This is a genomic window from uncultured Pseudoteredinibacter sp. (genome assembly GCF_947500695.1).
Taxonomy (GTDB): domain Bacteria; phylum Pseudomonadota; class Gammaproteobacteria; order Pseudomonadales; family Cellvibrionaceae; genus Pseudoteredinibacter.
The window spans coordinates 188975-201815 of sequence record NZ_CANMSS010000003.1 but is presented as its reverse complement, the minus strand read 5'-3'; the positions used below and the strand labels follow the sequence as shown (position 1 = coordinate 201815).

General features: G+C 44.5%; 9 protein-coding genes. 1 reads left to right on the top strand and 8 read right to left on the bottom strand.

From position 1 onward, the window contains the following. Nucleotides 1–15 precede the first annotated feature (15 nt). The 7 genes from Q1A08_RS07505 to Q1A08_RS07475 all read right to left on the bottom strand — a co-directional run bounded on the left by Q1A08_RS07505 (nucleotide 16) and on the right by Q1A08_RS07475 (nucleotide 7416). The gene (locus Q1A08_RS07505; RefSeq protein WP_299771447.1) at nucleotides 16–396 is read right to left on the bottom strand and encodes a hypothetical protein; all 381 of its coding nucleotides are present in this window, start codon (nucleotides 394–396) and stop codon (nucleotides 16–18) included. A gap of 4 nt (nucleotides 397–400) precedes the next feature. Continuing rightward, nucleotides 401–1750: an FAD-binding oxidoreductase gene (locus Q1A08_RS07500; RefSeq protein WP_299771446.1), complete on the bottom strand. Its 1350-nt coding sequence runs from the start codon at nucleotides 1748–1750 to the stop codon at nucleotides 401–403. A 71-nt stretch (nucleotides 1751–1821) separates the two neighbouring features. Then, complete coding sequence (locus Q1A08_RS07495; protein ID WP_299771444.1) at nucleotides 1822–2373, bottom strand: hypothetical protein; 552 nt, start codon at nucleotides 2371–2373, stop codon at nucleotides 1822–1824. Nucleotides 2374–2382: 9 nt separating this feature from the next. Then, on the bottom strand, nucleotides 2383–3477 hold the full coding sequence (locus tag Q1A08_RS07490; protein ID WP_299771443.1) for a transporter substrate-binding domain-containing protein: 1095 nt from the start codon (nucleotides 3475–3477) through the stop codon (nucleotides 2383–2385). 89 nt (nucleotides 3478–3566) lie between these two features. Then, entirely contained in the window at nucleotides 3567–4865 is a 1299-nt protein-coding gene (locus tag Q1A08_RS07485) for a hypothetical protein (protein ID WP_299771441.1), read from the bottom strand. A gap of 209 nt (nucleotides 4866–5074) precedes the next feature. Continuing rightward, the gene (locus tag Q1A08_RS07480) at nucleotides 5075–6211 is read right to left on the bottom strand and encodes an acyl-CoA dehydrogenase family protein (RefSeq protein ID WP_299771439.1); all 1137 of its coding nucleotides are present in this window, start codon (nucleotides 6209–6211) and stop codon (nucleotides 5075–5077) included. A 26-nt stretch (nucleotides 6212–6237) separates the two neighbouring features. Then, nucleotides 6238–7416 (bottom strand): acyl-CoA dehydrogenase family protein, encoded by a 1179-nt coding sequence (locus tag Q1A08_RS07475; RefSeq protein WP_299771426.1) that lies wholly within the window; start codon nucleotides 7414–7416, stop codon nucleotides 6238–6240. A 178-nt stretch (nucleotides 7417–7594) separates the two neighbouring features. Here Q1A08_RS07475 and Q1A08_RS07470 point away from each other — a divergent pair, with 178 nt between their 5' ends. Beyond that, nucleotides 7595–8488 (top strand): LysR family transcriptional regulator, encoded by an 894-nt coding sequence (locus Q1A08_RS07470; protein WP_299771424.1) that lies wholly within the window; start codon nucleotides 7595–7597, stop codon nucleotides 8486–8488. Nucleotides 8489–8792: 304 nt separating this feature from the next. Here the strand turns inward: Q1A08_RS07470 and Q1A08_RS07465 are convergent, their stop codons facing one another. Continuing rightward, nucleotides 8793–12446, bottom strand: a complete 3654-nt coding sequence (locus Q1A08_RS07465) for an EAL domain-containing protein (protein WP_299771422.1) — start codon at nucleotides 12444–12446, stop codon at nucleotides 8793–8795. Between the last annotated feature and the right edge of the window lie 395 nt (nucleotides 12447–12841).

Genomic DNA, 12841 nt, shown 5'->3' with positions numbered 1-12841 from the left:
GCGCCGCACCTGTGTTTATAGAAACTTAATCTGCGGGTTACCGCGCTTATACCCTAGCAATAAGACCAGCAATATAGCAAGCACACTGCTATAAACCGGGTAGAAGTACTCACCGAAATAGAGCCTAGGTGTTGCGGCATGAAACAAGGAGAAGAACAAATGTAGGCATATTAACACCGTTGCGATAAACAAGATCTTTTTAGCCCATAGCTGCCCTGCAAGGCCTGCTTTCCCCGTAATGTATAGCAGGGTAGCGGATGCACAAAGAACGCTTGGAATAATATAATGCCCCTGATAGAAGCTCACTAAAACCGCAAAAATATGCGCACCGGAGAGCAATAAACACAGAGCATCAAGCGAAACAGCCCAATATGAATTGAAAGACTTAGTTAACATTAGATCACAAACTATTTAAAAGGTTAAAACTGCCTTTAAGCATTAAGCTGCGGTAATAATCAGGAGGAAAAGACAACTGCTGACTTAAACGGCTAAGCGAATGCCATGCCGGATCTTCAATGCCAACTATTTTTCTCGCCGTAAGATACGCGCTGAAGTGACTGGGCATAATTCCCAAACCATTATAAGCGCCACAGAAATAGATCTTGCCACCTTGCTCATAGTCTACAAGTGATGCTATGGATTGTGTGCTGATCGTATGAGCCGTAACACCATGCCATTCATTCGGCAGACCTACATCGCGCAATTGAGGGTAACGCTGATAAAAGTACTTATGCACCAGCTCACGGGCATAAGATACATCCTTCCATTCAGTTGAATTATCACTCGCATAACCCAATACAACACGCAAAAAGAAATGACCTGTTGTACTCAGTCCAAAGGTGATAGGCAAAATATTGGGTTCGAAACGCAGATCCCATTTATCAAGTGCAAACTGTCTTATCTGCGCCGGACTTAATTTATCGCTGGCGCAGCTGTATTGATGTACCGGATATACCTTGGACGCCACATAGCCCAGGCGAGGAGTATAGGCATTTGTAGCCAAAAGAACCTTAGCACAAGAAACCCGGGCTATAGATGTTTGTACATCCAAAGATGAGCCCTTGTCGTTGACTCCCAGCACTGGAGTGTTTTCATAGACCTCTACACCATACTCCAAAGCAATACGCCGGTATTCACTTAACAACTTGGCAGGATTAAGCTTATAGAACCCCCTCCCCACTTTAGCCGCTGCGTAAAAATCACTAGCAATGCCCTGCTTGAGTTTATCGCCTACTATCCATTGCTCAGTTGATTTTTGATTATTTTGGGCCGTTTTATATTCTGAATTATCTTCGTACAGATAAAGCGTATTGGCCGGCTGAAAATCACAGTTAATAGACTCATCTCGTAAAAAGTTCTTAAAGTGCTGCAAGCCCTGTTCAGCAAAATCTTGATCATCGATACTCGTGAACTTCGCATAAACCGCACCTGAGTTTCTTGTGCTAGCACCTGCCCCCAACTGATGGGATTCCAGTACCAGAACCCGCAAACTTGGCTGTATTTTTTTAAGATAAATAGCCGCACAAAGCCCAGTATAACCACCGCCCACAATACATATATCGGCAGTTTGAGACTGCTGCAGAGAAGGTAAAGCCGGCACCCCATCACCAATTTTCTGCCACAGGCTGGAGCCACCGCTGCGCCGCTTGGGGAGTTCTATACCAGCATCACTGGCGAGTAAACCCGCCAAACCGGGCGCTGCAGTTGCAGCGGCGCTTCCAAGTAATAAATTCCGACGGCTTATTTTCATAGCATGATTCCAAATTCACTTTGGAACATGGTAAAAAATAAGCGCAACTAAGAATTGGCCTTTGGGGACAATCAGCGGACATCTGGGGCCAAGTGCCGCCTGCATACCCCGAAAATTGAAATGGCAGCCCAACATAGCTCTAAGGCGAATACGGCGATATTTTGATCGAGCCAAAGCTGGGGCAGAAAAGCAATTGCTGCATATATATTCCAATACAGATACTGCAATACCGATATTTTCTGAGAGCTCATTAATAGATAGGCCATGCCAAAACACAGCACTGAGCTCCAACTTAATATCGATGCATTCAGCTCTTGCAAACGTAGAAGGTATACCAATAAGTAAATCAGCAATAGGCTAAACAGGACATAAAACACTTTTGGACTAACAGGCAGACGCTTTAAATCGACCTGTAGCAATAGCAAGGCACTGATTACAAACCAAAAGAAATTGTTAAAGACCGCCTGCCACGATGATAGAGCTAAAGAGCTAAAAACCAAACAAGCGGCCGCCAATGCATTGGCCCCAAAATACAAAGGCTTGCTGTGGGCTTTTGAAATAGATAGGTAGGCGTGATTCGCCAAATACAAAACGGTGCCAAACCAGCCAATTAACGCAATCATTCTATGGCCCTACTGCAGCTCTATATGCATATTGCGTACAAACAACTCTTTACCTACGTGAGGGCCATTGAGTACCAGTACCTTACTCAAATCCATCATATGGTGATACAAACGGTCATTACTGGCCGGGCGCAACATGTTTTCGCTCCAGGAAAGAACAATTACTTGAGTACCCAAAGGCAGAGTAAAGTACTCGACTTTGCTTCCCGATTCTGCGCTCTGGCCTAGGATGGAGGGGTAGCCTTCTGAGGTTACCAAATTGGCAATATCAATAGAATCTGGTGTTTCGAAAGGTTCATTTTGCAGGCTACTTAAACCGGCGTTTTTTAAACGCGCTAAAGCTTTATTTACGCGATCTATAACGAGCCTGCCCTGGGCATTCTTTGCCGCTACCAAATACATACTCGAATTATCTGTAAGATTTTCGATTGGGCGTATTAACTGCTTACGCTCTTTGTAATCACTTTCTAAGAGCTGATTCATCACGCTTTGTGTCATGGGCAATAAATCTATTTCGCCGTTGAACAGTGCCGTTAATGCCCGTTTTTCGCTGTTGTATATTTTTGCCTTAGCAATGATTTTATCCAGCGAGGCACCATAGCTATAGCCGGCAACCCGACCTATACGCTGATGCTTGTCTAAAGCGTTTTTTGCCTGCTGCTGATTCAAATACTGACGGTTATAAAATACCTGGCTGGCTACTGTAAAAATGGGATCGGAATAGAGCACTTTTTCGGCGCGCTCAACGGTCTTAAAATAAGGGTATGACAAAAGCTGCTGCCCTTCGCTTACCTCATAAAACGCCAGTTCATAGGGCACATACTGCCATGTTGCCCGCACATCGCTATAGCGAAAAATCAGCTCTAATACTTGTGCGGCTTGACCAACTTCTTCCCCTTGAGTATTGATATAAGGCGCCCAAGTATTGGTCAAAACCGTTTGCTCGGTACGAAGTACTTTAGTGACCGCCTGTTTATCAACAGCGTTCTTAACGTTTTCTGTTACAGTTAGTGCTGATGTTTGTGCAAGTACAGATGAAGACCCTAGAAGTAATACAGCAAGCACCACAACATAGCGCAACGTACTTCTCAACAAACATATCATTCGAAACTCCAAAACCTAAAGCCTAATGCCTAAAGCAAATAAATAACAACAAAAACCAACGAGCGATACTAGGAAACCCAGACAGAGACTTACTCTCGCGATTTAATAAACTGATAGATCAACACTAACAACAAGGTAAGAGCAAACCCCGTCCCAAACATCACATCCGTATCGACATTTGCAATCACCTCTAGAAACAGCGAAGAGTTTTCATCGGTATAGCTGAGTGCCGGCCGAGACATCATTTCACGACTCAACTCCATCAAGTAAAGAGATAACTCAAATACCGCAAAGAAACTCAATGCAACCAGCAAGAAATCCGTCAGTCTAGAAGCACGCTCGCGCTTGCGACTTTCTACCTCTTCTATTCGACTGGAGCAGATATCAATCATACGCTGAGAATTATCTTGCAAAGCAGAGTAATCCCAGCAATCTAAAATCCCTTCTAATAGCAAACGCTTGGGGCGCGTAAGAAACTTTAGGTGCTCATAGTAATCGACCTGGTGCAAACGTGATATCAAGCGACTATCAGACAGCTGCTCTTGCACATCTTCAATGGAATCGTGGTTATACGCCGAGTCAATCGAGGCACTTAGGCGTTGGTTACAATATTCTTGCGCTGTATAGTAATACTGAGCAAGAATCATAGCATCCAAGCGTGGGTCTTCTTTTTGCTTGGCTGCGGGGCCTGAGTTATCTGCCTCATTTTCCTTACCTTCCTCATCATCTTGAACGATATCGCTAGGATCAAGATAGTCCACCAGTACATAATTCAGCCACGTCAGTGAATGATCTTTTTTAGCGGCAATAATGTCAGCAGCATCTTGCGGGCGGTGGGTGTGGGAAAGCCAATTACTCAATAGATCTTTTATGCGTTGTTCTTGCAGCTGCTCTTGCTCAAGCATTATAGTTCGAGAAATCCAAAAGACTTTTAGATCTTGCTGCCAATCAGGCAGTAACATGAAAAGACCTTCATCATCCTGCGCGACAAAGCGCTCTATCGCTAGCACAAGCTCTGGATACAGCTCATCCATAAGTTCCTTAGAAAGGCGCTGACAGTCTTTTTCCAAAGCTTCATGGTCATTGTTATATGGCACATTGAGCCTTAGTTCAGCTACAGCAATGCTGTTGGTAAACACATGCACTTTTAAATCTGGGTTTAGATCCGGCCGCTGCCAGATACACAAACGGGACTCCCAGCTATCAACATTGGTGCTTTCATATTCTTGTGCTTGCTTAGGTTTAGGTAAGCTCAAATCTGGGTGCCTAGTTAACTGGCTGCGTAAACTTTCATCAAACTCACTGGCCCGACGATTTATACCAGGGTTGACCGATAAAGGCACATGAATGGGCAATAAAGTGCGTATAGTAATAGTAGAGTTCGACATGAAAAATCTCAGAGTCCGTCTTTAAGGCTCCATTTATTATAGAGCGATGACATTATAGAGTACTGATCATAGCTGACAATCTGAACATTGCAGTATGGCATTCACGAAATAACACAACTGCTAAAATAAAAAGGGCCGCGATGAATCGCAGCCCTTTCAATACAGCGTGGTGATCGCAGCAAATACCTACAACACCATGGATTTACGCTTTATGATGCCAAACTCAAGCCCGCAAAACGCTGCTGGTGATAGTCGCCATCACCAAATGCCGCATTAATACTGAGCAAACGGCGAACATAGTGACCAACATCTAGCTCATCGGTCATTCCCATACCACCGTGCAACTGAACAGCTTCGCCACCAATATGTTTGGCGGCCTTGCCCAGCATCGCCTTGAGCGCTGCAATGTTGATCTCGATGGAGTCAGCACTTTCATTTTGTTCGATTGAACAAACGGCGCGATACAGAATAGATTTAAATTGCTCAGCAGCCATAAACGTATCAACCATACGATGCTGCAAGGCCTGGAATGAACCAATAGCAACACCAAACTGCTTACGCGTTTTACAGTATTCCAAAGTAGTCGCGTTTAGTTTTTCCATGATACCTAGAGCTTCCGCCGCTAAGGCAACAATGAGTTGTTGACGCATTTGTTGAAGCATCGCCAATCCTTCATTTGCACCACAAATCGCTTGGGCTGAGACATTTTCAAGCTTCAGATTGGCAACGACTTGTGCATCCATTGTGCGCAGTGCCGTCTTGCTTAGGCCTTGGGCATCAGCATCGATTAAAAACAGTGCAGTACCCTGCTCATCATTTTGATCACCGCTAACACGGGCACTTATAATAATTTTATTGGCCGACATTGCGTTCAATACAAGCGACTTTTCACCACTTAGGCGATAGGCATCGCCCTCCGGCTTAGCAGAACACTTTACATCGTGTAGCTCGTAACGAGATTGCGGCTCAGCGTAAGCAACAGCACCCTGCACAGAGCCATCAATTACGGCTGCGATCAAGGCATCACGTTCTTCACTCTGCGCACTGGCTTGGAGTAGACCACCAAACATTAATACCGATGCTGCAAATGGCTCTGCAACTAAGCCCTTGCCCATTTCTTCCATTACCGCCATGGTATCTGTGGCTCCACCACCAAAGCCACCAAGTTCTTCAGCGAATGGAATGGACAACCAGCCCAGCTCAGCAAATTTCTGCCAGTTTGCAGCACTAAAACCCGCTTCATTGGCTACCACTTTGTTGCGCGCTTCGAAATCGTACTCATCTTGTACAAAGCGAGCGACGCTGTCTTTGAGCATTTGCTGCTCTTCAGAGAAATCAAAATTCATTGCTTTTATCCTTTTAGGTCGCTGGCTTAAAGGCCCAGTACAAATTTAGCGGTAATGTTCTTCTGAACCTCATCAGAACCACCATAAATGGTTGCAGCACGGCTCATCATAAAGCCACGGCGCGCAACATCACCAAAGTCATGACCTACCTGCTCATTGTTAGCTCCATCTTGTACTACCGTACCGAAGTAACCGGCGAGGTCTAGCTTCAACTCCTGAATTGATTGCTGAATTTCGGTACCTTTTAGTTTCAATAAGGATGACTCTACGCCCGGACCATTACCCTTAGACATCGAGGCTAATACTCGCAGCTCGGTAAACTCCAAAGCCATTAGGTCAATTTCAATGTCACTGATACGCTGACGGAAGATAGGGTCTTCAATCATGGCGCGGCCACCATTAACTTCGGCCGCTGCCAGCTTTTTCACTTCAGCCAAATTTCGCTTAGAATCAGCCACACCGGCAATCGCGGTACGCTCATGGGCTAACAAACTCTTAGCGTATGTCCAACCTTTGTTTTCTTCCCCGATCAAGTTTTCAACTGGTACACGTACCTCTTCAAAAATGACCTCATTCAAGTGGTGCTCGCCATCAATCGTTACGATTGGGCGCACGGTAATACCTGGGCTTGTCATATCGATAAGGATAAAACTGATACCCTGCTGGGGCTTACCTTCGTTGCTGGTACGTACTAGGCAGAACATCCAGTTGGCATGCTGAGCTAAGGTTGTCCAAATCTTCGCGCCGTTAATGACATAATGATCGCCATCACGTTCGGCTTTGGTTTTCAGAGAAGCCAAATCCGAACCTGCACCTGGCTCAGAGTAACCTTGGCACCACCAATCGTCAGCGTTCAGAATTCGCGGTAAAAAACGCTCTTTCTGAGCATCGTTACCAAAGCTGTAAATGACCGGACCTACCATTTTTAGACCAAATGGCGATACATCAGGTGCACCTACGGCGGCGCGCTCATTTTCAAAAATATAGCTTTGGGCAGGGGTCCAACCAGCGCCACCGTATTCAACTGGCCACAATGGCGCAGCCCAGCCCTTCGAATTGAGCTTACGCTCCCAGGCAACCTGTACATCTTTATAGCTACCAGGCTGTTTCGCTTGGCTGGCCAATTCTTCGTTCCAAGCGTCCTTCAAAAAGGCGCGTACTTCATCGCGAAAAGCAAGCTCCGCTTCGCTAAAGTTGATATCCACCTTGCTGTCCTCATTGTTGTTCTATGACCGGTGTTTACTGGGCTTCATCGCCTCAGCAATCCATTTATCTTTCACGTTCTAGTGTAGAGCGAATAAACACAAACATCTTTATGTTAAAGTGACAGCTTTCTTAGCAAAAAGTGACAGCTGGGCGATCTGGCAAGTCGAATGATTTATTATGCAAATTAAGAACCTCATTAGCTTTGTAAAGGTGGCCCAATTAGGCAGTTTTCATGCCGCCGCCAAACAGCTGCATAGCTCACAGCCCGCCATATCTGCACGAATAAACTCGCTTGAGAACGAGCTAGGGGTACAACTGTTTGAAAGAGATGCCAGCGGCACCCGCCTAACCAGCCGAGGCCAGCAGTTGCTGCCACTAGCTCAGAAGATGTGCTCCCTACAGCAAGATATGAAAGAGCAGCTACGCGATGTGCTACCTGAGCGGGGCATTGCACGCATTGGGGTATCCGATACCTTAGCCCACCTATGGCTAACCAGCATGCTAAGCCGCTGGCAAGAACGCTTACCCTTGATGGAATTTGAGATCTGTGTGGATGTCAGCAACAATCTGAATCAGCAGCTTTTAAAACACCAACTCGATCTTGCCTTTGTCGTTGGCCCACGGCAGAGCGATGAACTATGCAGCGAGCCACTTATTGAATACCCACTATGTTGGGTAAGCAGCCCAAGCCTTGCGGGCAATTGGCATGGCCAAATAAGCCTAGCCGAGCTGAGCAAGCACCCACTATTAAGCTTTCCACGCAATAGCTTGCCAGGCAGCCAATTGCAAAGAATGCTAGACGAGGCCGAGCTAGACGAGGTGCGCCTACACAGCTGCAGCTCACTGGCGAACCTGCTACCACTGGCAGAACAGGGCCTTGGTAGCGCCTTAATACCAGAAGCGGCCGCCAGCAAAGCCCTACAAAACGGCAAGCTAGAAAAACTGGATGTAAAACCGAGCCCAGCTCCTCTGCCTTTTATCAGTTGCTGGCGAGCCGACGACGATCGCCACTTGGCGCCACTATTGGCGCAGATTGCTTTGGAAATTGTTGCTCAGGAGCAGTTTGAATAGCGAGCTGCTCTAGCGCAATAATGAGCTCATCAGCTAAGGTCTCGGCGATAGCTCATACTATTCGCCAGGGAGCAACTTAGCGGTAAAACCAAATACAAAATAGGAAACCACATACTCACCACAATCGGTCCCGTAAAACGTATTTCTGGTTGCAACAAAATAAAAATGTGTACACCCCATAACTAAAAATTCATATACAAATTCAGATCCATACACAGTTGTCTGAATCGTTGAATTTATAGTATTAAATAGATAAACGTAAAGTTCAGAAATAGAGTGTGCGCTCAATACAGTGAGACAATAGCTAAACGGGCTCAAGAGAATATGTTCCACCAATACCATCGCCAGAACCAAAAATAGCGATAGCACTTGAAGGCTTACTAAAATAATACCCCTGAACAACATCGCAACCAAGCTCTCTTAATATCAGTGCCACCTCTAGAGTCTCAACCCCTTCAGCGATAACTTCCAACTTCATTTTTCTCGCCAAATATATAATGGCACTGACGATATCTCGGCTACTTTCATTGACGGAGATATCTTTAACAAACACCATATCTATTTTTACTGCATGAACTGGTAACTGCTTTAGGTAGGCCAAAGAGGAATAACCTGTTCCGAAATCATCAATGTAAATCTTGTGGCCTAATAATTTTAGCTGCTTTAACTGCTTTATGGCATTTCTGCTGTTATCAAGAAGCATGCTCTCGGTAACTTCGAGCTCGAGCAAACTCGGCTCAAACTCATATTGACTAACTAACTCAAGGAATCTCTCAAAAAAATTATCTATCGCCAATTGCTTGGCCGATATATTTACGGCAATGGGCAAGGCCCGCTCGCTATTTGATAGGCTTTCTAGCTGCTTGCATACTTGGTGTAAAATATCCCACCCTATATCGATAATATTCCCTGTTTTTTCGGCAAGATCAATGAAACCTGCTGGTGAGACAACCCCTTCAACTGGGCAATGCCAACGCGCCAAGGCCTCATAACCAACAAAGCACTGACTATCCATATCATATTTGGCCTGATAGTGAGGTATAAACTCCTTGTTTTGAACAGCTTTATGCAGCTTTGATTCAAGGATTAAGTAATTTAATGATGCTTGCCCCATCTGAATAGAGTGCCAACACCAGGCATTGCCGCCGTGCGCCTTCGCCTCATACATAGCCGCATCGGCTCTAGACATCAGCAAAGGGATTGAATCAGAATCAGAAGGATACTGAGCTAGGCCTATACTGAGAGATATATGAAGCTGCTTCTTTTCTAAAAGCAATGGCTCATTGATTGTTTCGATCAAGTTTTTCGCACAGTTTTCCGCCTCCCACCGATTGCCAGCACACTTACAGACGACTAGAAATTCATCACCGCCTAAGCGTGAAATCAAGCTGCCAGGTTTGAGTGTTGCTTGTAATCTCTTTGCCAGCAAGATAAGCAGTTTATCTCCAACTTGATGACCCAGAGAATCGTTCACATGCTTAAAGCGGTCAAGGTCGATAAATAGTACAGTGAAAGCTTCCTTGCGGCGCGCGAGAGACTTCATATGCTCTACAACTTGATGACGATTAGGTAATGTAGTTAAGCTATCAACACTTGCCAGATATTTTAGTTCCCGATGATACTTAAGCCGCTGCCATATAAACGACAACAAAACCGAGCCAACAACAATTGTATATATGAGGTAAGCCCACCAACGCATCCAGGGTGGAGCTTCAACAAAGACTTCAAGATTAGTTTTACTATCTGAGTTAAAACCTTCCTTGATTTCAAGACGATACTCTCCTGGGCTAAGGCCAGAAAACCGAGCAAACCCTCTTTGAGTTTTAATCCAATTGTCATTAAACCCCTTTAGGCGATAAAAGATTGTCTCACTCACATTAGCCTTGGGTCTTGTTGTACCAAATGAAACTTCCATAGCATCGTCCGTATAAAGCAATGTAATCGAGTCTTTTACATTTAGTATCTCCTTTTCCTTACCGCTCTCACCAAAAACGACAAGATGATGAAATTTCAGCGCGCTATCAACTTTCACCTTTTCAAGCTCGGACACATCAAGAAGTACAATTTTTCCAGGTTCAGAAAAGACGAGCCGTTCACCTTTCATCACCCCTAACAAAATAGAGTCTTTCTTCCGAGGAACTCCTTCGCTGAGATTATAAAAATCTACCTTGTAGGTATCGGTATTGATTCGATAAAGTCTAGTTTTTGCCAGGTTCAAGGACCAAATGTAGCCTCCACTAAGAACCTGGCCATTTGGATCCAAATGAACACCATCCAGCTCTTCTATCGTATTTGCAATCAGGGTATCCGAACCTGCAACAGGCTCGTAATATTCAATGGCTGGGCTAAGCGCCCAATACTTTCCGTCTGAGTAGAATAGTTTTTGTGGGAATTCACCTTCTCCCCTGTTTTCAATATTAATCTTGTCGAAACTATCTAACCCCCGATTGTAACGACACAAGAACCCGTCCCCGGACCAAGCTAGCAAACCATTATCTACAATTTTAGGGTAGACTCTTTTTATCAAACTCAAACAAGAAGAATCCGGATAAGAAAATACAGAATTTGTTTCTTTATCTAGGCGATAAATATTGTATTGGGTATCAATAACCCAAAGCCCATCATTGGGGCTATCCACTATAGAATTAACATCGAAACCTGCTATGACGCTAGACTGCCCCGTATCAGGATCAAATTTGATAGCTTTAAGTGATTCAGAATCGTGAAGCCAAACTTTTTTCTCTTTATCGACTTGAAAGGAATAAGGCGGGTGATGCAGTGAGTACTGCTTAAATTGCTTGCTAAATAAGTTGAACTCTATGAGCAGATTTTCGCTGCTCAACCATATATTACCAAGTTCATCTTGATGATAACTCGTCGGCACGAAGTGTGTAAGAGCAGGATCCACATCACTTAGACTTACTACTCCATATAAAGCTTCCCCAACTCTTGCGGCCCCTAAAGCATTAAGGCCGTAAAACAGCAATTCATCATCCTGCCCAAGAAATAAATCACTTAGGTATACAGATTTAGTATTTGTTGCAACCTGAATAAGCCCAGCGTGATCATCAACCCTCGCAACGGTGCTTAGATTCAGCCTTCCCCATATCACCCCAAAACGATCTTCTTGCAGCTTAAGAAATGAGCATTGTTCTTCAGCATCGCAGGGCAACTCTATTTTGGCGAGTAAATTGTAGTTTTTATCGAAGGCATAGTAGTAGCGATTGCTCACCAGCAAGAACTTATCGGCAGTCTCATGAACCGTACTAACACTCTGGCTGGCAATATCTTGAAAATCTCTTGGGTAGCGGGTAGTACCATCACCTGGAGTGGTGAGCTGCGTAGATACAGGGTCGTAAAGATAAAGACCGCTACTAGATGAAAGCCAAACACTGCGATCATTAGCTATAACGGCATCTTGCTTAAATCGAATTCCCTTGGATTCCTGTGCTTGCCTCAGCCCCGGATCCAGAGTGATGACATCATCCGTAAATGTTAACCTGAACGCACCGTTTTTGTTGGTAAGGACAACAACATCAGAGCCTGAAACAATAATATTCCAGACATACATGGACTTTAGATCTTGTACCTCAAATATCTGATAGCTGTCCAAGTCAATGTAATACAATCCGCTTAGAGTCCCAATCAAAATTCTTCCATCTGTTAGTTTTAATCGGGAAACCGGCAGATTGTAGAGGGGCATCGATTTATCTGAGTGCACCTTGATAACTTGCCTACCATCGTAACGATAGAGACCTGTTTCAGTACCAATCCAATACAGACCTTTTTCGTCTTTAACAACGGTGTGAAATAAGTTAACGCTTGAAAAGTCAGATAGACCTAAGTCGTATATATCTAGCTCAAACGAACTCGCTTCGGCCTTATGCAATCCAATCATTAACAGCAAAAGCAAGAAGCAGAAGCTAAAAACTCCTATTTTTGTATTCACATTGCTCATCAGTTACCCATAGAGAAGTTACAAAATTTAGTTTCGCCGCGCCGCAACCCCACGTTAGAGAACCGCTTAGATTTACATTCATTAAACCAATAGAATGATTTTGCCCTTATTGATAAACCTGCAATCGCCTATAAAAACTGATTATGAACACAACTTGAATAAGCCATAAATATGATTATTTAGCCGTCAGCGCTAATATTTAAGTGCCATCCAGACATCAATAGCATTGCCTTTTTGCGGCCGAATTAAAGTTGCAATAAAGGTGTTACGATGAAAGCAGGCTGTATCAGCTAAGGATACTTACAGGCTTCTAGCTACTACATGTAGCTCAATTCCAACACCCTTGGGCTACGCCCTAGTTTGATTTAAGGTGGAAAGAAAAACAGTGGCTTCAC